Source organism: Thermogutta hypogea, from assembly GCF_055386265.1.
This window is the reverse complement of the sequence record NZ_AP042425.1, coordinates 3752047-3776702: the sequence shown is the minus strand read 5'-3', so window position 1 is coordinate 3776702 and position 24656 is coordinate 3752047. Positions and strand designations below refer to the sequence as shown.

Below are 24656 nucleotides of genomic sequence, written 5' to 3'. Positions count from 1 at the left end.
GCACGAAACCACGGCGGCGGTCCGACAGCACGGCGGCTCGCGGTCTGCGGCACGGCGCGAGGCCGGCCGGTCCGCGGTTTTCGCCTAAAGTTTTGTGCAGCGGCTGCCGATCTATGGGTGCCGGCGTACCGGGGGGAAACCGTCGCTGAGATCGTCCGTCGCTAGGAGAACGGCATGTCCTTTCACGGACTCCTCTTGCCGCCGCGCAGGGCCTTCAAGAGCCTCTTCCGTAAGCTTGGCTACGAGGTGCATCGCCTCCCCTCGCATAACCCGTCGACGCCTTACGAACCGGTTTACCCGCGAGCGACCTACGCCCCTTGGCGGGGAGACCGCGCGTTCCTGCAAATCTACCGGCAGGTTCAAGACCGCACGCTGGTGGACATCTATCGTCTGTGGGAGTTGTGGACGCTGGTCGAGCAGGCGGCCAAGGTCGGCGGGGCCTTGCTGGAGGTCGGCGTCTGGCGGGGAGGAAGCGGGGCCCTCATCGCGCGTCGGGCGGCCGATTGCGGCCTGGATGTTCCCGTCTTCCTCTGCGACACCTTCCGCGGCGTGGTCAAGGCCGCCGAACAGGACGCCGATTATCACGGCGGGGAACATGCCGACACCTCGCGGGAGTACGTGCAACGGTTTCTGGACGAGTTGGGCCTGAGTCGGGCCGTCCTGCTGCCCGGCGTCTTTCCCGACGAAACCGGCGATCGCATCGCCGACCGGCGGTTCGCCTTCTGCCACATCGACGTGGACACCTACCGGTCGGCGGCCGACATATTGGATTGGGTTTGGCCCCGCCTCAACCCCGGGGGCATGGTCGTGTACGACGACTACGGTTTCGAGGTGTGCGGAGGTATCGCCCGGCACGTGGAGGAGCAGCGCGGACGGCCCGGCTGCCTGGTGCTGCACAATCTCAACGGGCACGCCGTGCTCGTCAAGACGGCGGAATCGGCCGAGTCGGATCGCATCGTTCCCGGCAGGACCGCCTCGCCGCACCGCGTCGCCGCGTGACGGCCGCCGGCGGCAGCCGCGGCAACCGGGGCCGTCGCCGCGGGAAGGCCGTCGCGGTTACCCCTTGCATCCGCAGACGCGATCTCAAGCCGCGGCTCGTCGCAGCACTTTGCGCACCGCCCGGGCCATGGCACGGACGTCTTCCTCGCCCAGCGTGGGATGGACGGGCAGCATGAGGCCGGTTTCACCCAGTTCCCGAGCGACGGGCAGCCGCTCGGCGGGACCGAGGTTGCGGTCGCGGAACAGCTTTTCGAGGTAGATCTCCGGACAGACGCCGCTGCCGCAGGGGACGTTCTCCGCCTGCAAGGCCGCCAAGATGCGATCGCGGTTCCAATCCGGCCGCAACCGTTCGGGACGCACGAAAAGGTAGAACTTGTAATATGCGTGCCGGACGTGCTGCGGGGGAATCGGGACGCGGACGCAGGGCAGCGGGGCCAGCTCTTCGATGAGAATCTCCGCGTTGCGCCGCCGGCGATCCACCCACGCATCCAGCTTGCGGAGCACCACGCGACCGACGGCGGCTTGGATTTCGGTCATGCGGGCATTGGTTCCCAGGTCGTCGTGGACCCAGCGGAATCGCGAGCCGTCCGCGGGCCGCTGCATGGCCTCGTAGTTCTTGCCGTGATCCTTGAAGCTCCAAACGCGGCGGAAGAGTTCCGGATCGTCGGTGGTCACCATGCCTCCCTCTCCCGCCGTGGTTAGGATTTTGTCTTGGCAGAAGGAGAAGGCGGCGAGATCGCCGAGCGATCCGACGGGCCGGCCGCGGTACCGCGCGCCATGGGCCTGCGCGCAATCTTCGATCAGCGCCAGGCCGTGGCGCCGGCAAAGCTCGCGGATCGGGTCCATTTCGCAGGGCCGCCCCGCCAAGTGAACGACGATCACTGCCCGACTGCGCGGAGTCAGGACCGCCGCGACGGTCTCCGCGGTGATGTTTTGGCTGTCGCGATCGACGTCGGCGAAGATCGGCCTGGCTCCGCGGAGCAGAACGCACCCGGCGGAGGCCACGAAACTGCGGCTGGTGACGATCACGTCGTCGCCCGGCCCCACGCCGAGGGCGGCCAAGGCCGCCTCCAAGGCGACCGTCCCGTTGGACAGGGCCACGGCATGGCGGCAACCCACGACCGCGGCGAATTCTTCCTCGAAACGCCGGGTTCGGTCGCCCGTCCAATAGTTGACCCGACCGCTGCGCAAGACCTCGGCGGCGGCGGCGATCTCCTCGTCGCCGAACGCCGGCCAAGGTGGGAGAGGTCGCGCAATCGACGGCGAACCTCCTTCCAGGGCCAAACGGTCGGCATTCCCTTCAAGCACGTCATCGAGCGGCATGGTGGCCATGGTTTTCATCATCCGTGGGATCGGCGGCGCATCGCCGGATTGAGATAGACGGTGAGAACGCTTACGCGGCGGGGCGGGCCTCGCGCACACGCGGCCGCGGACGGCGGTAGATCGGGAAATAATCGTCCTCGTCGGGCCCGCCTACCGCCCTTCGCCATCGGGCTGCCAGGTCGGCGTAGAGGCCGGGTTGCACCACGCAGCGGACCACGCGGTAGGTCCAACGCACGTCCGAGAAGCCGGCCTTGAATTGGAAGAGGGAATCGTGTCGGGCACCCACGCCCCCGCCCAGGTGCAGCCAGCGAAAGCCGTTTTCCACACCCCAACGCCGCACGGTATCCAACAGCAGCTTGACGGCCGGCCCGGTGAGTTGTCGCGCCGTGGGATCGCCGCCGCTGAGGTGATATTGCAGGATGCGGCCGCACTGGAGGAACAAGGCCGCCGCCAACGGCCGCCCTTCCAGCTTCGCTAGAAAGAGCGTCACGCGGCTGCCCAGGTGATGCCGCAAGCCTTCGTAGTAAGCGTCGGGGAAGAAATACTCGGGATCGGCATTCAGCGTCCGCATCGTCGCTTCGTACAACTCCCGAAACACGCCGATCTCTTCCAGCGTGGGGTCCTCCTCGATCTCGATTCCCAGTTTTCTGGCGAGCCGGATATCCCCGCGGTGGCCGTGCCGCATCACGCGAAGCTGTTCCTCTTCCTCCCGGTCGAGGTCCACTGCCACGGTCATGCCCAATCGGCGGACCTCCCCCAATCCCTCCCACAGCCAATCGGTATCCCAAAGGGGGTGTTGCCGCACGAAGAGGGCTGCGATCCCTAGGGCGGCCAACGTTTCGCGGAGGGCCTGCTGCCATTCGCGGCGGAAGGCGTCGGCCTCGTCGTCATCGGGCGGAACGTTCGAAATCAAGCCCGGATAGCCGTACACCGAGGTCGCATCGCAGGCCGGCACGTCCTCTAGCCCCGGCAGGCCTTGCACCGACCGGACCAGGAAAGGCAGGGCCGCCACGCGCCGGCCCCGTTGAAAGTGGAATAGGTACGGCTCCTCCTTGCCCGTCTCTTTGCAAAGCAGATGATAGTGGGCCAGGTGATAGGTATCGTAGCCGCCGCAGTCGACCAAGACTCGGTCCCATTGACGGCAATCGTGGACGCGAATCAACCGGGCGATGTTGACGTTTTCCATGGCATTGGCTCCGCGGGTCAGCGGTATGGTTAGGCGGCCGCTTTGCGAGCCGAGCCGGATCCCCCTACGGCCGCGAGCAAGACCTCTTCCACGACGTCGGTGCAACGGAGGGCGTCGAATCGCGCCTTGCCGAGCCGCAGCGCGCGGCGCCCGGCCTCGCGCAAGCGGTCGCGATCTCGCAGCGCCGCCGCCATACGCCGAGCCGCTGCGGTGATTTCCGCGGCGGGCAGGACCAGCCCGCAATCGTGCTCGCGAATCAGGTCCGCCAGCCAGCCCTCGTGATTGATGGCGACCGCCCGGCCCGCAGCCAAGCCGTCGAAGAACTTGTTCGCGCAGTTGGCGTGCAGGGCGGGTACGTCCCGCACGGTGGACATCACGACGTCGGCCGCCGAGAAGAGCCGCGGCACTTCCTCCTTGGGCACCGGCGGTCGAAGGAACAGTGTCTCGTTCAAGACCCCCAGTTCGCGCGCCGCCTGTTCCACCAGCTCGGCCTCGCGCCCTTGGCCGACCAAGAGGAAGCGGGCGTCGGGCAGAAGCGGGCGAACCGCATGGGCCAAGCGCACGATATAGCGGCAGTCGTTCACCAGGCCGAACGTGCCCGCGTACAGCACCAAAGGACGCTCTCCCAGCCAACCGTGTGCCGCGCGAAATTCTCGGCCCCACGAGTCAGGTACTTGAAAGCGGGCGAAATCGCAGGCATTGGGTACCACGCGAATGCGTTCCCGGGGGTAACCCGCCGCCGCCACCCCGTCCGCCATCATCGGCGAACGCGCCACCACGTAGGAGGCGTTGCGGTACGCGAAGCGTTCCAGCGCCCGGGCCGACCAAATCGCCCAGGGAGTCGTCAACGCGCCGAGGGCGATGGGCACTTCCGGCCAAAGATCTCGGACTTCGAAGATCATGGGCACGCGAAAGCGTCGCGCCAAGGCGACGCCCGGCAGGGCGATCGTCAACGGCGTGCTGCACGCATACACGGCATCGCAGGGAGGGAGCCTTTTGCCGTATGCGGCAGCCCTCGCCCCGAACCGTCCGAAGGCGATCAATCGCCGCCCGTAGCCCATCCGATTGGAATAAGGGATCGGGCACCAGTGGATGCGGAGGCCGTCCTCCTCGGTGCAATACCACGCCCCGCGCCGGCCGCTTTGATCCGTGGTCAGCACTTCCACGGCGTGTCCTCGGCGGACCAACTCGCGCGTCATGACAAAGGGAAACGTCGAGGTTGCTTGCCGCGGCGTGGCAAAATGCTGGTCCAAAAACAAGATTCGCATGATCGACCCTTCGAGATTCTCTCTCCAAGTATGGTCGGCGCTAGTGAGGGCGCGGCCGCTTTACGGGCTGACCGGTCCGTCGTCCGAGCCGCTGACGGCCAAGGGAATGGCGATGGCGGCCGCGACCAAGCCGCCCAGGACGAGCGTCTCGGAACTGAGGACCTCTCCCACGCGGCGCTGCCCGCGAACGGTGGCGTCCTCGGCAACCACCAACAAGGCCGGCAGGGCCTTCGGCGGGGCGGCTTGTTTTTCCCACAGGCGAACTACTTGTCCGCGACGGTCGAGCCGGATCTCGTACAGCCCTCCCGACAAGCGTTCGCTCGTGAATCGTCCGGCGGCGTCGGTTTGGACCACGACGGGCGCGGTCTTGGGTTGGAGCTTCCGCAGGGTGAGTTCCCGCCGTCCCATCGGCACGCCGTCGCCGTCGACCAAGAGGCCCAGCAACCGCCCTTCGCCGTCCAGGCGAACGTCCGCGATTCGAGCGAGAGGCATGGCGCTTGCTTGCGAGGTCGGCTCCGCCGCGGACCGATCCCCGTTATCGGCCGCCTCCGGCGGTGCGGCGAAACTCGGCATCACCAGGGCCGCCGAAAGCGCCAGACAAATCCCTCCCCGAGTCAAGGAACGCCGCATGAACATGTTTTCGACTCCTCTGCCGCAACCAGTACGAGACCCATTTCCCGCCGACCGTCGATTCCTCGGGGCTTCCGGTGAGTGCTCGATAGCAGGGCAAAACCGGGAAACCGCGCGAAACGGAGCATCAACGGCGGCATGCCGATTCACGCCGCCCAGGCGCGCGGCGGGATATTAGCGAAGAGCCGGAGGTCGAGACAAGACTGATTGGCGATCGGCGAAGCGGCGCCGCTGCGGCGCGGCGGTCGTGGGGCCAAACCGCGTTCAAGAAATGAAAGACGACCGGAATGCTCCGGCCGTCTTGGGGAAGGTTCGCTTTTTCTCGACGGTCGTGCTCGTGCGGGCGGCCGTCGGCGATGGTGCTTCGGATTTACCGCCGCGCGGCGAGGCGCGTTTGCCGCGGAGCCTCCGCGTTCGCGTTACGCGATCCGCTCACGGGCTGGTCGGGCCGTCGTCATCCGAGGCGACAATCGCCACGGGCACGGCAATCGCGGTAGCGATGGCTCCGCCGACCACCCAAGGATTCTGCATCCAGGTGCGGAGTCGGGGCACCATCTGGCCGCGTGCCAGGTCTTGGCCGGAGACTAACAAGGCGCCCTTTTGGGCCGACGGCGGAGCCGTTCGCGCCGCCCACAGCCGGAACATGCCCGAACCGTTCGAAGCGTTGACTTGGTACAGCCCGCCCTTCAAGCCCTTGAACGCGAAGTACCCGTCCTTATTGGTCTTGGCGGTGCCCAAGTGCTGTTTGCCGTCGCTGATACGGACCGCCGTGTCTGCCACCGGCGCCCCCTGTGTATTGACGACCTGTCCCAAGAGGACGCCGTCCTCTTGCAGGGCCACATCCACGATCACCGGCTTGGCCGGGCTTGCCGTTCCATCCGCCCGAACCGCCGCGGTCGAGCCCAAACATAGTCCCACGGCCAAAGTACCCAACGCGAACATTGAAGCGAGCTTTTTCATGACGGCTTCCATCTCCATCTCGAGTGCCGAAAGACGAGCGCCCTTGGTCTTCCTGACGCCTGAACGTTGACCAAAATATCAGCGTGCCCCTTGCGGCGGGCACAACGGTCTTGCTTTCTTTATCGGCAGCAGATCACGGTGGATGCAGTCAAAAACCGCACAGCCGCCATTTTTGTCGCATTCCGCCCGCAATTGGTGGTGTCACTGATCGGACCGCTTGCAGGGGTCTGCCGGTGGAACTCGCCTGCACACGATCACCGCCCCCAATTCGAAAAATGCCGCTTATACGCCGCCTTGAGGTCCGGAATCTGGGCCGACAAACGGCCGCTGAGGCTGCCGGGAATCCCTCCCTGACGAATCACGGCCAGATACTCGACCAGGGCCTCGCGGGCTTCCGGCGGACCGTGCAGCATGAAATGCACCCAGGACCACGCATTGCGGTAGTCGGTTTCGCTCATGGACGCCATGGATCGCAACCCCTCCAATTGCTCCAACGGCGGCACATAGCCGAAACGGCACCGCCAGCGGACGGCTGCCAAGTACGGGCTTCTCCCCGCGCGCTGGAGCGGTTCGACCTCGAAATACTCCGCCAGACCCTCGTCCAGCCACAGCGGGACCATGGGCAGCGCGGAATGCAGCAAGGCGTGCGTGCACTCGTGACGCAGGTCGACCGCCAATTCCGGACTGAGATACGCGGCGACCATCGCCCGTTGGCCCCGTTGCACGTACAGCGCCCGGCGATAGGGCACCTCGGGAAACGCCCGCTTCACGTAATTCGCGTATTCCCGGGCATCGGCGAAGAGATAGACGTCGACCGCGCGCGGTGAGGCCTCCAAGCCCAGGTACGCGGCGACGTCCTTGCTCAATCCTTCCAAGTCCTCCAGTAACGTTGCGATGCGATCGGCGGGAAAGCGGCAGAATATGCGAAAACCGGAGACCTCGCGGGCATCGACCCAGACGGGCGAGTACGAAGCGTCCCCCAGGGCGCCGCTGAACGGCAACAGCATCGAGAAAACAGCCGCTACGGCTCTCCCGATCCCTATCCGCCGGCGGTGCTGGAAGTCGGTGACCATGTCCCACCGTGCTCGATGCCGACCGTTCAACCCGCCAATTTCCGGAACCATCGTCCCAGGATTCCGCCGCCGGACGGCGTAGGCACCTCCAGGGCGGCGGCCGATCGCCCCTGCACGATGCGCCACGGGTTGCGGCGAAGTAGGGCTTCGGCGGTATCACGATCGAAATCCTTCGCGATTTTCCGATAAGCTGCTTGCAGATCGGGTGCGCGGCGTTTTTCTCCATGCGCATCGCTCGCCACCAGATGCACCATGCCTTGGCGTATCAGTTGCAAGGTGAATGCCTGAACTTCCCGGCCGAAACCTCCGGTCAGGCTCGCCCCGGTGACTTGGACCAGGCATCCCGCCTCGACGAGTCGGGCCAAGTGTTGGGGATGGCGGCGCAAGGCGGCATTCCGCTCCGGGTGGGTCAGGATGCCGGTCACGCCGATGCCGCGGAGGCGCGCCAGCAGGCCGTCCAAGGGCAAATACAGATCGTGCGGCAATTCGAGCAACACGTACCGCCGCCCGTCGCCCAAGGTCAGCACTTCCCCGGCTTCGATCCGCCGCGGCAAGTCATCCTCCACGCGGACATCCGCCCCGGCGATCAATTGCAGGGGGATGCCGGCCGTTTGCAAGCGCTGCCGCGCCTCGTCCAGCCGTTCCAGGATGGTCCGCGCCGCATTGCCGGCGTATTGCCCGAGTTGATGCGGCGTGGCGGCCATCACGGCAACGCCCTGGCGCCATGCCGCCCGTGCCATGGACAAGGTCTCGTCCCACGAGCGTGCACCGTCGTCCAGGCCGGGCAAGATGTGGCTGTGGAGATCGGCCAAGCCGGGCGAGACGACTTCTCGCCCCGCACTCCCCGTTTCCCTCGGATGCCCAATCATGGGAGCGGATTCCTTTCACGAATGTCGTTGCGGCAAGCCGGCGCGGCCGCGGCACGCAATGCCGCCTTGGGGCGGCTCGGCATCGTAGCGACGCGATGGGAACGGGGTCAAGATCGTCTCCGGGCGGCGATCGCCTCCTCGCGGCGGGGCGGCACGGCGGGCGCGCGTTCCGGCGGCGCTCGGACCGGTGCGTTTCAGCCTCGGTCGCGAGCGGCGGTGTCGGGCGCCGGCATGGCCGTTCGGCATTGACCGCTCCGGCACGTCTTGATATATCGACCGGCCGCCGGTCGGACTGCGCGCCCGCCGGAGCGATCACCGTTCGCGAGGTTGTTGCTATTGTCGGGTGGAAGCGACCGGGAAACGGCCGTGACGCAAGCCGGGCTCGCTCTCCCCTCGTCGCGCGAGACGTACGATGAACATTCGCCGCGCCCTGTGGATTTGCGGTCTTGCCGTGCTCGCGGCAAGCACGGGGTGCGCCTCGGCCCGCCATACCCGACTGCAAGATCTCTCGCGATTTCCCATCCTTTCGCGGATCCGTGTCGTCACCTGGGCGACCCTGCCCGTCTCCGAACGCACGCTGCAAATCCTGCGGCAGCACGGTTTGGAAAACGACCTGGCGGAAGACCCGCAGCAGACGTTGGCCCGAGTGCAGGCCTTCATCGAGGAGGAACCCAACCCGGAAACCATCTACGCCTACGCGGAGTTGAGCTATCAATACGCGCGGCGGGTCCAAGCGGAGAATCCCCGTTTGGCGCTGGACCTTTACGGGGGCGCGGTCCTGCACGCTTACCAATACCTCTTTGATGCGCGGTTTACTCCCATCCGAAACCCCTACGACCCGTGGTTTCGCGGGGCCTGCGATTTGTACAACGCGGCCCTGGAGGGCGCCCTGCGCATCCTCTGCGCGCGAACCGGGCTTCAGCCGGGCACGACCTACACCATCGTGACGGCCAACGGGACGTGGGATTTGACGTGCGTCCTCCGCGACGCCCGTTGGGACCCCCGCGATTTCGGCCGTTTCGAATTCGTCTCCGACTACCGGCTGCAAGGACTGCGGAACCATCACGTGGGTTACGGATTGGGGGTGCCTTTGATCGCCGTGCGCCGCTCCTATCCGGAAGAGCCCTCGGTGGCCAAGTATTATCCGCCCAATCTGAGCTTCCCCGTCACGGTGTTTCTGCGGCCCTACCCGCACGTGGATACCGACCACGCCCGCTCCGATATCCGCCGCGCGGCGGCCCTGGAGTTGTACGATCCGATCGTGACATCCGACGTCAAGCTCGGGAACCTGCGGGTACCGCTGCAAACGGATCTCACCACGCCGCTGGCCACGTTCCTGTCCAATCCCGCCCTGGGCCGTTCCCTGCGCAACGTGAGCCTCCTCCAGCCCGAGCAATTGATGTCGGTGAGGCCGGGGAGCGATAAGCCGATCATGGGCCTCTACATGGTGCAACCCTACGATCCGAACCGGATTCCCGTAATCTTCGTCCACGGTTGGCGCTCGACGCCGATGACGTGGATTCAAATGTTCAACGATTTGCGGAGCAGTCCGCTGATCCGCGAGCATTTCCAGTTCTGGTTCTATCTGTATCCCACCGGTCAGCCGTTTTGGATTTCGGCGGCCCAGTTGCGACGTGATCTGCACGAGTTCCGAGTAACCATGGACCCCTCGTTCACGCGGCCGACGATGGATCAGATGGTGTTAATCGGCCACAGCATGGGCGGTTTGGTGGCCGAGCTTCAGACCATGGAAAGCGGGCAACTGTTTTGGAGCCTGGTGAGCGACCGCGCCTTCGAGGAGGTGCAGGCCGATCCGCGGACGCTGGCGGAACTGCGGGACTACTTCTTCTTCCATCCCAACCCCTCCGTGCGCCGCGTCATCACGATCGCCACGCCGCACCAGGGCACGCCCTACTCGAATGAGTTGACGCAACGGGTGGCGGGGCGTCTGATCAGCATTCCGCAACAGGTGGCGCAAACGCAGAAGGTCTTGCTGAACGACAACCGGGACCTGCTGCGGCCGAATAACTTGATCGAATACCGCCACAGCGTGGACGCGTTGGCTCCGGATTGTCCCATCTTCGCGGCCATGCGGCAGGCCCCGCGCGCCCCGTGGACCACCTACCACAACATCATCGGAACCGTTTCCCGGTCGAGCTTGTTTGCCAACTGGACGGGCGACAACGACGGCATCATTACCCGAGAAAGCGGTCATGCCCCCCACGCCGCCAGCGAGCTGGTGATTTCCGCGGAACACACGGTCATCCATACCCATCCCCTGGCGATCTTGGAGGTGAAGCGCATCCTCTTGGAACACCTTCGCGAATACCTGGGGCAAGATGGCTTGAATTTGGCGGAAGCGAGGGCTACCACAGAGGAGGCGGCCGCCATCGACCGCGCGATCCAGAACGTTCCGGTGACTTGGGAATCCACGGAGGAAACACCGCGCGTGCGGCGTCTGCCGCCCACGGGCAGCCTCTTCGTGCGGCCGTAGCCACGCATATCGAAGGAGAGCGCCGCTGCCCGCCGACGGCTTTGCCTCACCGCGAGAAAAAAGAAAAAACGTGCGGCGTCCGCAGGATAATCCGATCGCGTAGCTTGATGCGACTGCGTGCTCTGCAAGTCTTCGCGATTTCGGAAAATCGGCGGAGATTGTTCCGGATCGATAATCGAGCTTTTTCCTGGGAAACACATAAGTCTTTGTTTTATAGAGATTTGCGGCAACGCAACTCGTATTGACAGGAGGTTTGGGTAAGTTATAATGGTCGCGCTTGGCAAATTCGGCAAAGTCGGCAGAGCCGGATGAGCCTGCTGCTTGTAAGCAGCTACGGGAGGTGCGAGATTTGCAGCCTATTGCGAATCCAGGCCCCATATCCCGGATGGTAAAACACGGAGGACCAGAAACCCCTCGTCGATCTGCCGACGCTCTGCCTGGGGTTTCGTTGAACATTCCGGCGAGAACCGTGGCGAGAAAAAGGAACAGCCAATCACCCCTGTCGACCAAGTCCGTCTTCACGACCGGCGAGGCGGCCAAGATCTGCAAGGTCAGTCAGCAGACCATCATCCGCTGCTTCGATTCCGGGCAGCTGAAGGGCTTTCGCGTGCCCGGCAGTCGTTTCCGCCGCATCCCGCGCGATCAACTCATCGCCTTCATGCGGGACAACGGGATTCCGACCGATGCCCTCGAAAGCGGGCGCCGCAAAATCCTGATCGTGGATGACGACGAAGAGCTGGTCGAACTGATCCGCGACGTCCTGCAACGGGACGGGCGATTCGAAATCCGCACCGTCAACAACGGATTCGGCGCGGGAATCATGGTCAAGGAGTATCGGCCCGACCTCATCGTCCTCGACATCATGCTCCCCGACATCAACGGCAAGGAGGTGTGCCAGGTGGTGCGCGCCGATTCGTCGATGGACGAAATCCGCATCATCTGCATTTCCGGCATGGTCGAGGAAGATAAGATCCAGGAATTGAAGGCGGCCGGCGCCGACGACTTCCTCCACAAGCCTTTCGAGATCGAGACCCTGATCGATCGCATTTGCCAACTGTTGGACATCGAGAGCCCCGCCAGCGCCTGACCGGAATGCGTGGGAGCGGGGATCGGCGGCACCGCGCCGCCCTGAGCAAGGGCCGCGATCGCGACTCCCGCCGCACGTCCCGTCCGCGGTGTGTGTCACTCTGAAACCCGGCAGGCGGGCATGGACCGGCTTGCTCTTGCACAACAACTCTTGCTCGGCACGGCCGAGCTGTCCGACGAGGTCCGGCTGGGCCTGGCTGATGCCTGGCTTGTCTGGGGAGCGCGGGCGGCCTGCCGTGAGCCCGCGCCCCGCGACGTGGCGAGCCGGCGTCGTTTGCTCGTGCGCCTCCAGCGTCGCGATCCGCGTCTGTTCCCCATACTGCTACGCCTGGTCGAGCCGAAGCCGGAATCACCCGGCGATTTTGCGGACGTCGCCGCGCGGTTGTGGGCGTCGCTCCCCGAGCTTCTCCCGGCGTCCGTCCCGTCCGAAGTGCGGCCGTCGCCGTCTTCCATCACCGCCGATGAGGCGGCGCGTGCCGAGAGGGAACCAAGCGGCTCGGCGAACACGATCGGTGCGGCCGTCGCGCGTCCCCGTCCCGCGGATATGGCTTTGCGACTCGTCCTTTGGGCGGAGGAATTCGCGGCGGCTTGGGCGCGAGACAACGCCCGCGAAGGACTGCGATTGGTTCCCGCGGCGTGCATCGTTTCGGCCCTCGCGGTCGGGATCCTGCCCGATCCCGCCTTGCCCGACGGGGTCGCATCCTTCCGCGAAGGCGGTAGGCGGGAGCGACATGCCGGCTCGGCGGACGTGAACGAGCCATCGCCCCCTTGGCAAGCTCAACTCGAGCGATGGGACGGAGACGACGTGGGGCGGTCGGCGCTGCACGCCGCGGCGGTCGGCTGGGAGATCGCCGCCCGGCTGTGGGAAACGTTGCCCGGTACCGCGGCCGTGCGCGGAACCGGCCGGCGCTCCCGTAAGTCTCCCCCGCGTGATAAAGCCGGTGCCGCCGTCGCGGATCTCATGTCCGGGCGATCGGGGACGAGGGAGCGGATCCAGGCCTCGGCCGCGGAGTGGGTTGCCGCCTTGAAGGCGCCTACGGCACACCCCGTTAAGAAGGCCTTGGCCCGAGCGGAGCGGCTGTACCGCCGCCTGATGAGGAGGATTCCGCACGCCGCGGAAATGCAGGCCCGCGCCGCCCGTGCCGCGGCGAGACTCTACGCCCTGGAGAGGAACTTTGCGGAGGCGCTGGAGCAGGCCAAGCTGGATGCCATGGCCGAGTTTGCGGCCGGGGCGGGTCATGAAATCAACAATCCCCTGGCGATCATCGGCGGCCACGCGCAGGTCCTAATGCGCCGCACGCAGGACCCGGAGCAGCGGCGGATCTTGGCGGCGATCACGGCCCAGGTTCGCCGGGCCCACGAAATGATCGCCGATGCCCGGCTCTTCGCCCGCCCCCCGCAACTTTCGCTCGTCCAGGTCGATCTCCGCGACGTCGTCCTCGAGGTGGAACCGGCGGTCCGCGAATGGGCCGAGCGTTACGGCGCGGCCTTGCATTGCGAACTGCCGGCGGAAGCGGTGGCCGTGCAGGCCGACCCCGTTCAATTGGCGGCCGCTTTCGCCGCCTTGGCCAAGAACGCCGTGGAAGCCGCCGCGGAAGGCGGCCGTGTCACCCTCGCCCTGCGCGGCAATCCGGACGAGGCGGTATTCGAGGTCCGCGACAACGGGCCGGGAATCTCTCCCGAGCAGCGGCGTCACATCTTCGACCCCTACTACTCGGCACGGCAGGCGGGACGCGGCTTGGGCCTCGGGCTGTCCAAGGCTTGGCGCATCGCCCAACTGCACGGCGGCGAGATTCGCGTGCAAAGCCGGCCCGGCGAGGAGACCGTCTTCACCCTGCGTCTGCCGCGCCGCCGCGCCTCAGGGAACGAGCGCTAGGGCGCGATGCAAGGCCTCCGCCGTTTGCCGTACCACTTCTTCCGGACCCCATTCCGCCGGCCAACGCTTGAACGGTTCCACGTAGACCGGCCCTTCGAAGCCGATCTCCGCCAACGTCCCCAAAAAGGTCTTCAAGTCGATGACGCCGGTTGCCGTGGGGAGGTCGCGCACGCTGTCGATTTGCTGATCGACGGGCACGCCGGCCGGGGCGTCGTTGAGATGCACCATCAACACGTCGCCGCCGCGGATCGTCTTGATGTCCTGGGCGGATTCGCCCGCCGTGTACCAGTGCCAACTGTCCAAGGTGTAACCCACGCAAGGATGCCCGATCTCCGCGATCAACTCCTTCATCTCCGCCAGCGTATGAATGAAGGGGAATCGCCCGGCCGACCACGAGGTCTTCGGCCCGACATATTCCAACGACAATCGCACTCCGTGGTCATCCAGGATGTCGGCGACGGCCCGGAGCCGGACGGCGTGCAGCCGAAAATTAACGCGATAGGTGAGCGTCTTGTGGGTGGGCGAGATCCACGTGCCGACTCGATCGACGCCCGCCCGACGCAACGCCGCCGCAAACGAGGGCAACGCCTTGAGGGAACGGGTGAAGGCATCCAAGTCGCCGCGGAAATCGACGGGCAAGCCGGCCGCCGACCAGGTCACGCCCTTCTCCTCCATTTCCCCCCGCAAAGCCGCCAGTTCCTCGTCCGACAAGCCTTGCAAGAAACCGACCTGCGGTTCGACGGCTCGAAAGCCGTATTTTGCGGCGTACTCCAGTGCTTGTCGCTGGTCCGCCCGCACACCGACGGCCCCACATACCAGGGCGGGCAGAAATCCCGCATAGCCGGAACGGGCGGCTTGTTCCGCTTGTCCGAAGGCCGGGCCGTTCAAGGCGGTCCCCGCAACGGCGAGGGCCGTTCCCCGTAGAAAACCGCGTCGCGGCAACGTCGTACCCATGATGCATGGCTCCTCGATCCAGACTACGCGAACCGCCGAGGCCGGCGATCTTCGCTCTGCTCCGGCCCGATGGCGAGCGAGCTCCGCGCAGCTCCGGGGCGCGACCGCCGCCTCGCCCGCCTCCTCCAGTTTCCCAAGCACATGGCAAAGATCAAGCCTCCGCGGCGGTGAGCCGGTTTTCACCCCGCCGCCGCGAGACGGCATTCGTCCCACCTGCGGCGAGATCGATCAGCCCGCGGCACAGCACCTCCGCGGCGTTGGGTTGAAAAGGAGGCAGATCGAGTATCTTGGGGACGACCACGGCCGCGTATTCAGCCGCCTCGTGGGCACGGGGATCGGTCAGGTATCCCACGAAATCGTCCGCGTAGCCCACCACCAGCGTGTGGGCGGCGGGGGAACGGTTGCGCAGCCATAGCCCGTAATAGCTGTACAATTCCCCGCCGTGGAACATCAGGGTCAACGGTCCCAGCCGCCAGCAAGCGATTTCGGTGGGCAAGACTCGCGGCACGGTTTGCGGATCGCGGCCTTGGTTGGCCTCGAACCATTCGGCGGCGAACGGGGCATCCACCCATACCCCGGATCGGCATGCCTCGGGATTTTTTCGGTATTCCTCCACCCACGCCGCCCAGCGATCGCGGTCCAGGGGCAAGTTGCACGAGCCGCGGGCGATCTCCAAGGAATCGACGCTAAGCGGTTGGGCGGAGTCTACCGCGGCCTCCAGCCCTGCCCAAACGGCCTTGGCCGTCTTTTCGGCATCGCCCCGCCATGGGTCGCCGTCGCCGGGGTTGACGTCGCCGATGTGCCCCTGGAGGTAACCGGGGGTAAGACCCCAACGGTCCTCGGCCCGGTGCGCCACCAAGGCGGGCCAGTCGGGACCCGTCAGTTCGTCGGCAAAACAGACCGGATGGGCCGAAAAGTGGTACCACAGCAGGTTTTTCCGTGCCTCTCTTTCGAACAGCAGAGCGTGCAGGTGACGATCCAGCCAGCGGACCTGAGCCGTCGCCTGTTCGTCGAAGGCGTCTTCCGTCTTCCAAGTCGGCGTGGTGCGATTGAAATTGCCGCCCACGACCGTGGTGCGACCGAGCTTCAATCGTGCCGGGGCCAGATCCTCGACGGCTTGGGCGACGGCGGCCGCCGCGCGATCCTCCACTTGGACCGTGTACTCTTCCGAAACCGCTCCCCATTGGCGGAACGGTTGCAGCGACGGCATGGAGTGCGTGTGGGTCGCACAGAGCTTGATCTGCCCGAGCGCTATCCCCGTGTCTTGAGCGATGCGCCGTCGCATGCGCGCGGAGGCTGCCGCACCCAAGGCGCACAGCTCCAAGGAAACCACGGCCGCACGGGTCCCTTGGACCTCCAAGATCAAGGCCCGAACCGACGACGGTTCGCGAACGCCCCGGGATCGGCGCTCCTGTCCCGGGGGGCGATGAAAGCCGGCCAGTTCCACGCCCTGCGGCGGCGTGATGTCGGCCGTGCCCTCTCCGACCCGCAAGCCGGCATCTGCGGCGCGCCCCGCCCGAATCGGCCTGGGCAGACACGCCCAAGCGATTCCGCCGCCGAGCGTCTTCAAAACGGTTCTCCGCGCCGTACCGGTATCGGCGCTATGACGATTCGTTCGGTCCATGGCAGTCTCCTCGCTGCAAGCAGGGTGACGGATCTTGCCTCTCGCCGCCGGCTTGTCATGCTCCGCTCCGCGGGGAGCACGGCGGCGGCGTGCGGCGGCCGCCTCGGGCCGAGGAATATTGTATCCCCAACGACCGCCGATGGGGCCATTTTCGGCAAGCAAACCGGGAAGTTCGCCGCGGTCGACTTCCGTAGCGGACGGCCTGGGTCGGGAACGCACGATTTCTCTTGATTAAAAAGCCCGGGGCGGCTAATTTACGCTCAAGGAAAGCGGCCGTTCCACGCCGGGGGGGACCATCTCGGGCGATTGGCTCGTGTCCGGCTTCGGGGACGCACCGCCTATCTACTCCCATAGGATTTCCCAATTCGCCATGGAAGGCCGAAGGAAGAGAGTGCAATTCGCGGTCAAGCGGCTCATCGACGTGGTGGGCGCGGCAGCGGGGTTATGCCTGCTGGCACCCTTGCTTTTGGTCATCGCCCTGCTGGTGCGGCGTGATTTGGGCACGCCCGTTCTGTTCCGGCAAGTCCGTCCCGGCCGCGGCGGTCGCCCGTTCACGATGTACAAGTTTCGCACCATGCGGGACCTCCGCGACGGTCAGGGACGCCCTCTGCCCGACGCCGAACGGTTGACGCCGCTGGGGCGTCTCCTGCGGCGATTCAGCTTGGATGAGCTGCCCGAGCTGTGGAACGTCCTCCGCGGCGACATGAGCCTGGTCGGCCCGCGCCCGCTGTTGATGGAGTATTTGCCCCGCTACACGCCGGAACAGGCTCGCCGCCACGACGTCCGGCCGGGCATCACGGGACTGGCGCAAGTGCTCGGGCGCAACGCCCTGCCTTTCAGTCAAAGGCTGGCGTTGGACGTGCAATACGTGGACCGCTTCAGCCTGTGGCTGGACATCAAAATCCTGTGGTGGACGCTGCGGAAGGTCCCCGGCGGTACGCTCTTCGACGGGGCGGGACAAGACGTCCGGGTCGTGGACGATCTGGGGTTGCACCCGGGCGATGAATCCCTGACCTGGGAGCTATCCGAAGGTTCGAGGGGCATGCGCGGCGACCGAGCCTCACGCGAAGTGGGCGTCGACGCCGCGGCTGTTGTGCCCCCTTCACCCGAAGAAAGGTTGCGCGCCGCATGAATCGCCCGGCCCCGGTCCCGGTCCCCTTTTGCGGTTCCAACGTGCTGATCCCTTGCGGCGGCAAATGGGTGGGGCATATCCTGCACGTCCGCGAAGCCATGGCGCGGGTCCCGGCATTCCGCGACGGCCGCGTCTTCGTCGCCGACCTCCAGCCGGTCACGCCTGCCGGCTGCTTCGCCGACGCTGCGTTCCAAGTCCCGCCGGTTCATGACCCGGCCTACGTGCCCGCACTGCGGAATCTGGCCCTAAAGCACGGGGTGGGCCTGATCCTGCCGTTGATCGATATCGACGTGATGGCCCTGGCGCCGCACCGATCGGCCTTGGCGAGCGACGGCATCCACGTGGTTTGCCCGTCCCTTGAGGTGGCCGAGACCTGTTTCGACAAGCGCCGCTTTCATGCCTTTGCGCAGTCGCACCGACTGGCGGTGCCGCGGATGGTGGCCGCGGAAGAGTTGCCGTCGGCCTCCTTCCCGCTCTTCGCCAAGCCCGCCCGCGGCTTCGGTTCCATCGGCGCGCGGCTGTGCCGGGATCGAGCGTCGGCCGAACGGTGCGTGCAGGAACGGCCCGACATGATCTTGGAGGAGTACTTGGACGGACCCGAGTACAGCGTGGACCTGTACGTCTCCCGGGGCGGCCTGACGATGGCGGCGGTGGTGCGGCAGCGCGACAAAGTGGTGGGCGGTGAAGCGTATCAAAGCCACACTGTAAGCCGCCCGGAAGTGCAGGCCGCGGCCCGAGCCTGCGCCGGCGCGCTGGCCTCGGCCGGCTATTGGGGCCCGCTCAACGTGCAGGTCATCGTCGGCGCGCGAGGGCCGGCCGTGATCGACGTCAATCCGCGGCTCGGTTCGGCCTCGTTGCTTTCCAATACGGCGACCGGCGGGCGGCTTTTGTGGAGTATTCTTTATGAGGCGTCGGGCGGGCTGTGCCGCGAACCCTGCGATGACTACGTGATCGGCCTCCGCTTGGTGCGATTTTTGGGTGAGGTGTACCATCTCGACGGTCGGCCGGTCCGAATCGATCCGTCGTTCCAGGGCGATTCTGCCGCCGTGCCTGAACGCCCGACTCGCCCCCATTTTTATAGCGCCGCGGAACGCGCTGCCGCACACCTCGCAACGGGAGGTGACCCCGAATGATCCGCGCCGTACTGTTCGATTTGGATGACACGCTGTATCCCGAGATCGACTATTACCGCCAAGGATTCGCGGCCGTGGCGGAGGAGTTGGCCCGCCGGGGGATCGGCTCGGCGGAGCTCACGGTTGCGACGCTGGAGCGTCTCCACTTCGCCGATCGGGAGGCGGTCCTTGATCGCGCGAGCGACGTCCTCGGCTTTCCCCGTGATTGGGTCCCCGACTTGCTCGACCGCTTCCGAGGTTGCGAATTCCGCCTCCGTTTGCCCCCCGAGACGGATGCCCTGTTGCACGAACTTTGCCCGTTCTATCGACTCGGCATCGTGACCGACGGCCACGCCGAGGTCCAAGAGCGAAAGTTGGCCGCCTTGGGCCTGATCGGCCGAGTCGATACGGTCGTCATCTGCGACCGTTTGGGACGTCGCCACTGGAAGCCCGATCCTCAGCCGTTTCACACCGCCTGTCGCAACCTCAAGGTCCGACCTCACGAAGCGATCTTCGTGGGCGATCATCCGCAGCGCGACATCTTCGGCGCGATTCGGGCGGGCTTGGGCGCGGTCCGCATCCGAAGTCCCCGGGGATGGTTTCGCGATCGGCCGCACCTGCCGGAGGCGCAACCCTGGGCCGAGATCGAATGCCTGAGCCGACTGCCGGAGGTCCTGCGTTCCGCCATCAACCCGATGTTCCTGGAGACGGTCCGGTGAAAAACCCGTTCCGAGCCTGGGCGGCGGCCGCGTATCGCTGGTGCGCCTATCCCCACCGGTTCGTTCCCTTCCGCAAGGTATTGCGACGCCCCGGTGCAAGGATTCTCGACGTCGGTTGCGGCAACCATAGCCCGACCGTCACCAAGCAGTATTTCCCCCGCTGCCGCTACGAAGGCCTGGATCGCGAACGTTGGAATCGCGACGCGCATGACGACGCTCTCATGGACGCCTTCCATGAGATCGACCTCGACCGTCCGGAGCTGCTTGCCGCCGTGCCGGCGGAGGCATACGATCTGGTCATCTGCTCCCACGTGCTGGAACACTTGCGCGATCCCTGGGCGGTCCTGCCGGGATTGGTGCGGACGGTAAAACCGGGCGGATTCTTTTATATCGAGGTCCCGGCGGAGCGAAGCCTGCGGCTGCCCCGCGCACGCGACGGCTTCCTCGGCATTCGCGGTTGCTTGAATTTCGCCGACGACCCCACCCACCGCGGCTTGGTGAACCTCGATCGCTTGGCCGAGCTTGTCGGCCGCCTGGGGTTGCGGGTCGTGCACCGCGGCAAACGATTCTTGCTCCGCCGGGTGATCCTGTTGCCGCTGTATGCGGCGGCCGGGCTGATCCTCCGCGGTTACATCCCCGCCAGCGTGGTCTGGGACGTGCTGGGCTTCGCCGACGTTCTGATTGCCGAACGCCCGCAAGCCTCCGCGGCGAAAGCCCTGCCCGGGGCGGATGCGAAGGACGTTGCGCGGTCCGGTGCCCGCTCGCCCGACGCGGCTTCGAAAGCTGCTTGAGAGTTGGTGCGACGCGGGCCATGTCTTCCGCCGTACGATGCGACCACCGGCACGCCTCCAATGAGAACGCTCCCGATGAAAACACGGATATCGCCCTCGTCTTACGATTCGACTGCCACCGCCGCGGCACCGGCGGTCGATGCGACGATCCCCGCTACGATCCCCGCGTCCCCGGAATCGCCGGCTGCCGGGCCGATCTGGGAGTTGGGGGGCGAATTCCATTGGATCGCGACGGAGCCTAGCGGGAGTGGGCGAGACATCTTGCCCCCGAACGCCGTGCTGTTCGGCAACGGCCGGCAGGCATTGTACGCCGTGCTCTTGGAAGGTCGGCGTCGCTTCGGTTGGCGTGTTTGCCATCTGCCGAGCTACGTTTGCCAAAGCGTGACGCAGGCCGCCCGCGCCGCCGACATGCAATGTCGATACTACCGCGCTACGCCCCCCGGCGATGAACCGCCGGAGTGGCCGCCCTTTCGGAATCGCGACGAGGTCCTGCTGAGCGTCAACGTCTTGGGCTTGGAAGAACCGCATCCGGTACCGCCGGACTGGCCGAACGAAAACCGGATCGAGGACCACACGCACGACCCTTGGAGCCGCTCGGCCCGCGAGTCGAAGGCGGGTTACTGCCTGGTATCGCTCCGAAAAACCCTGCCCACTCCCGACGGCGGCGCCGCCTGGTCGCCGCTGGGGCTTCCCTGCCCCTCGCCCGAGTCGCTGATCCCCCGACACGCAACGGCCGCACAACAGAAGCTGGCGGCCATGCTGCTCAAGCGTCACTACCTGGCGGGGATGGCGGTGGAGAAGGACGACTTTCGGGCGTGGCAGATCCAATCCGAAGCGGCGATGAGCATTCGGCCGATCTCGCGGCCGTTGCCGCTGACCGCTTCCATGTTGCCGCACCTGCCTTGGCAAAGATGGCGTGCCGAGCGGGCGCGGAACGCGGAATATCTGACCCGCCGCCTGCGGCAATGCCGGGCCCCCCTAGCGCTCGAATCGAACCGGCGCGACGTTCTGCCGCGTGGGATGCAAGGGCTTTTCCCGGCACAATGCCCCTTCGCCGTCGTCGTCTTGTGTGCGAACCGCGGAGAGCGCGACCGTCTGCGGAATGTCTTGATTCAGCGCCGGATCTACCCGCCCGTCTTCTGGCCCCTGCCGAGAGAGGTCGAGCGCCGCTTCCGGGAAGCCGCCGATTTCGCCGCGCGCATGTTGGCCCTGCCGTGCGATTTTCGTTACACCCCGGAAGATATGGAAGAAGCCGCTCAGATTGTGCGGGAGTTTTTCGGGACCGGCGGCGACTGATGCCCCATTCCGCCCGGCCTCCCGGCATGTCGCCGACCTACGGTGAATCGGGCTGGGCTGCCGCGTATTTCTGACCGCGCTACTTCGAGTGCTGCGATCACCCAAGCCGCGTGCTATAATTCCGCGTGGCTTTCCGTCGTCATTTTGACGCGGCGAGGTCGTTGCCGAAGGAAACCGGAGATGACGCACCGGTTGAACGCGGGTCGCCCGGCGTGCCAAGTCGGGAAATGTCGCCCGTGCAAGGCGGGAATGTGCAAGGCGGGAATGAAGGGTTATCTCAAAGATGAACGCGTGTGCGAGGAGGGGCCGACTTTCCCATAAGTGGGGACCGCAAGCGGGCGATGGCGGCGGCGCTCTCGCTGGGCCGTAGACAACTCCAGCCGATTCCTGGAGTGAGGCCGAATAGGAGATCTACCAAGCATGAAGCTGCGTCTTGGGGTTGTCGGAGCGGGCGACGTCTGGGAATCGCGCTATCTCCCGGTGCTCCGGGTGCTCGCGGACCGCTTTCAGGTGCGGGCCATGTATGAGCCGGTGGCGGAGCGGGCGAGGCTGTCGGCCGAGGAGATCGGCGCCGAGGCCCACGTGGGGTTCCGAGCCATGTGCCGCCGCCCCGACATCGACGCCGTATTGATCCTCTCCAACTCTTGGCTCGGCCACATTCCCATCCTGGCGGCCTGCGAGTACGGGAAGGCGGTCTACCTGGGCAGTCGCGTTCACCTCAGCCTGCGGCAATTCGAAGAGGTCCGACAGGCGGTCTCGGCGGCCGGCGTGGCCTTTATGGCGGAATTACCTCACCGATACGCCCCGGCCACGCTGCGGCTGAAAGAGCTTCTGGCCACGAAGCTGGGAGAATTGCGCCTGATCTTCTGTCACCGCAGACTTTCGAGATTCTTGAAACGCAATGGAACGCCCGTCCCGCCTCCGCAGCCCATCGTGAAATTCGACCTGGTGGAATTGGTGGATTGGTGCCGCTTTGTGGTGGGATCCCATCCCTCTTCGGTCAGCAGCGTTATGCATATCACGGGTGATGACGCGATGGGCGCCGATTACATGATGATGAGCTTGGACTTCAGCCCCCTCCATGAGAAGGGAAAAGGTCCGATCGCTCAGATCAGTTGCGGGCGATACATCCCGGAGGCCTGGACCGAGGCCATCGCCTATCGTCCCCCTCCGGATATGCAGATCGCTTGCCGCGAAGGCATTGCCTTTCTCGACCTGCCGGCCGGGTTGGTTTGGTTCGATCAAGCCGGGCGGCACCAGGAAAGGCTGGATCACGAACGCTCCGTCGATGAGCGGATGCTCCTCCAGTTCCACCGCGCCGTCACCAGTCTGGTCCAGCGGATTGACGACCTGGAGACGATGTATCAGGTGTTGAAGACGGTCCAGCAAGCGGTGGACTCTCACCCGAATTGCCGCCCACAAGACACGGTAGACCGGCCGGCGGACGTGCCGCATCCACCGTCACGTGCGGATTCCCCCCAAGAATCCCCCCAATAATAATGGGTGGTTACCCTCCGCCTGCCTCTAGGCTCTCGAACGATACGCCGATTGCGCCATACGTTGTGAAACAAATTCGAACATCCGGCGTACAGCTTACGGATAGAATGGAGAGCGGCCCGGATTCGGCCGGCACGAAGAAGGACGATCGGCCGTTCTCGTCACGGAGAGGGGTAGGAAAACTCAAGCAGGGCCGGAAGCGGACGGCCCCGCCATTTTCCTGTTTCCTGGGCAGGCCCGTGGATTTTCCGGGACGAGTTGATTTCCTGGAAAGATACCTCCGTTTTCGAAGTAATTGGAGGGAAGCTTTTCGTCGGGCGGCATTGAGCGACACCGGAGGGACTCGCTCGATCGAGTCGTCCGGAGGGATTCGGCCCGGCGATTCCGCAGCCATCTCATGACGGAGCAAGCCCCTCGACGGCCCTGGAGAACGATTTCAATATACTTTCAATCACAAGTCTTTCATTCTAATTATTGACAATAGGCGTTCGCGTTGGTCGGGAGTTTGGAATCATGTTTCGATATGCCGGCGTTGTCTTCGCTTTGGTCGCCGTGGTTTTGGGCGCGGTCTCGGGCATGGGCCTCGCCTACTATCAAGTTCATCGCCTGCCCTGGTCGGGGCGTCCCTTGATCGGCGTGACACCTGCCGAGCCGATCGTCGTGAATTTCCCGGCCCGCAGCCAAGGGGCTGCGGCTCGCCCCGCCGGGGCCTTGCCTCGCGTAGAGGTATCCGAGATGGAGCATGACTTCGGATCGATCGAGTCCGAAGGCGAGTACCGGCATGAGTTTCTGGTCCGGAACGTCGGTGATGCGCCGCTGACACTCCGCGTGGGCGATAGCTCTTGCCGCTGTACCGTCCTCGATTTTTCGCAGGCCACGCTCCAGCCGCAGGAGGGAATCAAGATCGCGATCCAATTCGATGCCCATGAATACATCGGCCCGGTCTCGCAGCACGCCTCTCTGGTGACGAACGATCCGCAGAATCCCCGGTTGATTCTGAAGATCAAGGCCAATGTGGAACGTTCCATTCGCGTCGTCCCGGCGGAATTGGTGTTTAGTCGCATCGTCCGCAATCAGGCCGCGACGGGCGAGGTTCGCGTAGTGATCTTCCGCCGCCAACCGGTGACGATCACGGACATTCGATTCGAGGAAACGGAGAACGAGACGCTGCCGTTCCTCGAACTATCCCATGCGCCTCTCACCGCGGCGGAACTGGCCGGCGAACCGGGAGCAACCGGGGGCTACCGGATCATGGTTCGGGTAAAACCGGGCTTGCCCGTCGGGCCGTTTCATCAGAAAATCCGCATTGCCACCGATCAGAGCGATATCCCCTCCGTGGAGGTGCCGGTCCAAGGTCGCGTGGAAAGCGAATTCGGCATCATCGGCAGCGGATGGAATGCCCAACGGGGAATCCTGCACCTCGGCCGCATCCAGCGAGAGAGCGGTTCCCAGGCCCGGATCATGCTCCGCTTGCCGGCGCTGCCCGGACAGGCCCTGGAGGTCGAGCCTGTTCGCTCCGTCCCGGAATTCGTTCAGGTCCAAGTCCGAAAAGAGGAAACGGTCCAGGCGGGCGAATCCGTCCTGATACCGATCGTCATCACGATCCCGGCGGGGGCCGGGCCGGCCAATTATTTCGGTGATTCCGAAGAGGAATTGGGAAAGATTTTCCTGAAAACCAATCACCCCGCCGCACCGGAGATCAAAGTCCTCCTGCGCCTCGCGGTCGATTGATCCCGGTCATCCCACTGGGACGCGGCGGCACGCCGG

General features: G+C 65.4%; 20 protein-coding genes. 11 read left to right on the top strand and 9 right to left on the bottom strand.

Annotation, left to right across the window (positions count from 1 at the left end):
• Positions 1–174 precede the first annotated feature (174 nt).
• Positions 175–999: a TylF/MycF/NovP-related O-methyltransferase gene (locus ACZ5B4_RS13590; RefSeq protein ID WP_464911770.1), complete on the top strand. Its 825-nt coding sequence runs from the start codon at positions 175–177 to the stop codon at positions 997–999.
• Between the two features lie 84 nt (positions 1000–1083).
• Here the strand turns inward: ACZ5B4_RS13590 and ACZ5B4_RS13585 are convergent, their stop codons facing one another.
• From ACZ5B4_RS13585 to ACZ5B4_RS13555, 7 genes are all read right to left on the bottom strand, one after another.
• Positions 1084–2343: a DegT/DnrJ/EryC1/StrS family aminotransferase gene (locus ACZ5B4_RS13585; protein WP_464911769.1), complete on the bottom strand. Its 1260-nt coding sequence runs from the start codon at positions 2341–2343 to the stop codon at positions 1084–1086.
• 49 nt (positions 2344–2392) lie between these two features.
• A complete protein-coding gene (locus ACZ5B4_RS13580; RefSeq protein ID WP_464911768.1) occupies positions 2393–3508 on the bottom strand; it encodes a GNAT family N-acetyltransferase in 1116 nt (371 codons plus the stop codon).
• A gap of 29 nt (positions 3509–3537) precedes the next feature.
• Positions 3538–4776: a glycosyltransferase family 4 protein gene (locus ACZ5B4_RS13575; protein WP_464911767.1), complete on the bottom strand. Its 1239-nt coding sequence runs from the start codon at positions 4774–4776 to the stop codon at positions 3538–3540.
• 60 nt (positions 4777–4836) lie between these two features.
• Positions 4837–5412, bottom strand: coding sequence for a hypothetical protein (locus tag ACZ5B4_RS13570; protein WP_464911766.1), 576 nt, complete (start codon positions 5410–5412; stop codon positions 4837–4839).
• Between the two features lie 426 nt (positions 5413–5838).
• Positions 5839–6366 (bottom strand): carboxypeptidase-like regulatory domain-containing protein, encoded by a 528-nt coding sequence (locus tag ACZ5B4_RS13565; RefSeq protein WP_464911765.1) that lies wholly within the window; start codon positions 6364–6366, stop codon positions 5839–5841.
• Between the two features lie 254 nt (positions 6367–6620).
• The gene (locus ACZ5B4_RS13560; RefSeq protein ID WP_464911764.1) at positions 6621–7490 is read right to left on the bottom strand and encodes a hypothetical protein; all 870 of its coding nucleotides are present in this window, start codon (positions 7488–7490) and stop codon (positions 6621–6623) included.
• On the bottom strand, positions 7466–8308 hold the full coding sequence (locus ACZ5B4_RS13555; RefSeq protein ID WP_464911763.1) for a tyrosine-protein phosphatase: 843 nt from the start codon (positions 8306–8308) through the stop codon (positions 7466–7468). Before ACZ5B4_RS13555 ends, ACZ5B4_RS13560 begins: the two co-directional genes overlap by 25 nt.
• Before the next feature lie 412 nt (positions 8309–8720).
• Between ACZ5B4_RS13555 and ACZ5B4_RS13550 the strand changes: the two genes are divergently transcribed.
• The 3 genes from ACZ5B4_RS13550 (at position 8721) to ACZ5B4_RS13540 (ending at position 13764) form a co-directional block, all read left to right on the top strand.
• Positions 8721–10802, top strand: coding sequence for an esterase/lipase family protein (locus tag ACZ5B4_RS13550; RefSeq protein ID WP_464911762.1), 2082 nt, complete (start codon positions 8721–8723; stop codon positions 10800–10802).
• Positions 10803–11301: 499 nt separating this feature from the next.
• On the top strand, positions 11302–11889 hold the full coding sequence (locus ACZ5B4_RS13545; protein ID WP_464914028.1) for a response regulator: 588 nt from the start codon (positions 11302–11304) through the stop codon (positions 11887–11889).
• A 120-nt stretch (positions 11890–12009) separates the two neighbouring features.
• A complete protein-coding gene (locus tag ACZ5B4_RS13540) occupies positions 12010–13764 on the top strand; it encodes a sensor histidine kinase (RefSeq protein ID WP_464911761.1) in 1755 nt (584 codons plus the stop codon).
• Here the strand turns inward: ACZ5B4_RS13540 and ACZ5B4_RS13535 are convergent.
• Positions 13747–14718: a sugar phosphate isomerase/epimerase family protein gene (locus ACZ5B4_RS13535; protein WP_464911760.1), complete on the bottom strand. Its 972-nt coding sequence runs from the start codon at positions 14716–14718 to the stop codon at positions 13747–13749. The two genes, ACZ5B4_RS13540 and ACZ5B4_RS13535, sit on opposite strands and share 18 nt — an antisense overlap.
• 151 nt (positions 14719–14869) lie before the next feature.
• On the bottom strand, positions 14870–16342 hold the full coding sequence (locus ACZ5B4_RS13530; protein WP_464911759.1) for a neutral/alkaline non-lysosomal ceramidase N-terminal domain-containing protein: 1473 nt from the start codon (positions 16340–16342) through the stop codon (positions 14870–14872).
• Between the two features lie 391 nt (positions 16343–16733).
• On the opposite strand from ACZ5B4_RS13530, the gene ACZ5B4_RS13525 reads away from it, so the two are divergent.
• From ACZ5B4_RS13525 to ACZ5B4_RS13495, 7 genes are all read left to right on the top strand, one after another.
• The gene (locus ACZ5B4_RS13525; protein WP_464911758.1) at positions 16734–17474 is read left to right on the top strand and encodes a sugar transferase; all 741 of its coding nucleotides are present in this window, start codon (positions 16734–16736) and stop codon (positions 17472–17474) included.
• Positions 17471–18607: an ATP-grasp domain-containing protein gene (locus ACZ5B4_RS13520; RefSeq protein WP_464911757.1), complete on the top strand. Its 1137-nt coding sequence runs from the start codon at positions 17471–17473 to the stop codon at positions 18605–18607. Before ACZ5B4_RS13525 ends, ACZ5B4_RS13520 begins: the two co-directional genes overlap by 4 nt.
• Positions 18604–19305, top strand: coding sequence for an HAD family hydrolase (locus ACZ5B4_RS13515; protein ID WP_464911756.1), 702 nt, complete (start codon positions 18604–18606; stop codon positions 19303–19305). Before ACZ5B4_RS13520 ends, ACZ5B4_RS13515 begins: the two co-directional genes overlap by 4 nt.
• Positions 19302–20096, top strand: coding sequence for a class I SAM-dependent methyltransferase (locus tag ACZ5B4_RS13510; protein WP_464911755.1), 795 nt, complete (start codon positions 19302–19304; stop codon positions 20094–20096). Before ACZ5B4_RS13515 ends, ACZ5B4_RS13510 begins: the two co-directional genes overlap by 4 nt.
• A 75-nt stretch (positions 20097–20171) precedes the next feature.
• Positions 20172–21392, top strand: a complete 1221-nt coding sequence (locus ACZ5B4_RS13505; protein ID WP_464911754.1) for a hypothetical protein — start codon at positions 20172–20174, stop codon at positions 21390–21392.
• Positions 21393–21812: 420 nt separating this feature from the next.
• Positions 21813–22889, top strand: a complete 1077-nt coding sequence (locus tag ACZ5B4_RS13500) for a Gfo/Idh/MocA family protein (RefSeq protein WP_464911753.1) — start codon at positions 21813–21815, stop codon at positions 22887–22889.
• A gap of 513 nt (positions 22890–23402) precedes the next feature.
• Positions 23403–24620 carry a DUF1573 domain-containing protein gene (locus ACZ5B4_RS13495; RefSeq protein WP_464911752.1) on the top strand — a complete coding sequence of 406 codons (1218 nt, stop codon included), beginning with the start codon at positions 23403–23405 and terminating at the stop codon, positions 24618–24620.
• The last annotated feature ends 36 nt before the right edge of the window (positions 24621–24656 follow it).

What these genes read in the sequence shown, in the direction of transcription:
- ACZ5B4_RS13590 (WP_464911770.1), top strand. Translation starts at nt 175, where the DNA reads ATGTCCTTTCACGGACTCCTCTTGCCGCCGCGCAGGGCCTTCAAGAGC.
- ACZ5B4_RS13585 (WP_464911769.1), bottom strand. Translation starts at nt 2,343, where the DNA reads ATGATGAAAACCATGGCCACCATGCCGCTCGATGACGTGCTTGAAGGG.
- ACZ5B4_RS13580 (WP_464911768.1), bottom strand. Translation starts at nt 3,508, where the DNA reads ATGGAAAACGTCAACATCGCCCGGTTGATTCGCGTCCACGATTGCCGT.
- ACZ5B4_RS13575 (WP_464911767.1), bottom strand. Translation starts at nt 4,776, where the DNA reads ATGCGAATCTTGTTTTTGGACCAGCATTTTGCCACGCCGCGGCAAGCA.
- ACZ5B4_RS13570 (WP_464911766.1), bottom strand. Translation starts at nt 5,412, where the DNA reads ATGTTCATGCGGCGTTCCTTGACTCGGGGAGGGATTTGTCTGGCGCTT.
- ACZ5B4_RS13565 (WP_464911765.1), bottom strand. Translation starts at nt 6,366, where the DNA reads ATGAAAAAGCTCGCTTCAATGTTCGCGTTGGGTACTTTGGCCGTGGGA.
- ACZ5B4_RS13560 (WP_464911764.1), bottom strand. Translation starts at nt 7,490, where the DNA reads ATGGTTCCGGAAATTGGCGGGTTGAACGGTCGGCATCGAGCACGGTGG.
- ACZ5B4_RS13555 (WP_464911763.1), bottom strand. Translation starts at nt 8,308, where the DNA reads ATGATTGGGCATCCGAGGGAAACGGGGAGTGCGGGGCGAGAAGTCGTC.
- ACZ5B4_RS13550 (WP_464911762.1), top strand. Translation starts at nt 8,721, where the DNA reads ATGAACATTCGCCGCGCCCTGTGGATTTGCGGTCTTGCCGTGCTCGCG.
- ACZ5B4_RS13540 (WP_464911761.1), top strand. Translation starts at nt 12,010, where the DNA reads ATGGACCGGCTTGCTCTTGCACAACAACTCTTGCTCGGCACGGCCGAG.
- ACZ5B4_RS13535 (WP_464911760.1), bottom strand. Translation starts at nt 14,718, where the DNA reads ATGGGTACGACGTTGCCGCGACGCGGTTTTCTACGGGGAACGGCCCTC.
- ACZ5B4_RS13530 (WP_464911759.1), bottom strand. Translation starts at nt 16,342, where the DNA reads ATGGACCGAACGAATCGTCATAGCGCCGATACCGGTACGGCGCGGAGA.
- ACZ5B4_RS13520 (WP_464911757.1), top strand. Translation starts at nt 17,471, where the DNA reads ATGAATCGCCCGGCCCCGGTCCCGGTCCCCTTTTGCGGTTCCAACGTG.
- ACZ5B4_RS13515 (WP_464911756.1), top strand. Translation starts at nt 18,604, where the DNA reads ATGATCCGCGCCGTACTGTTCGATTTGGATGACACGCTGTATCCCGAG.
- ACZ5B4_RS13505 (WP_464911754.1), top strand. Translation starts at nt 20,172, where the DNA reads ATGAAAACACGGATATCGCCCTCGTCTTACGATTCGACTGCCACCGCC.
- ACZ5B4_RS13500 (WP_464911753.1), top strand. Translation starts at nt 21,813, where the DNA reads ATGAAGCTGCGTCTTGGGGTTGTCGGAGCGGGCGACGTCTGGGAATCG.
- ACZ5B4_RS13495 (WP_464911752.1), top strand. Translation starts at nt 23,403, where the DNA reads ATGTTTCGATATGCCGGCGTTGTCTTCGCTTTGGTCGCCGTGGTTTTG.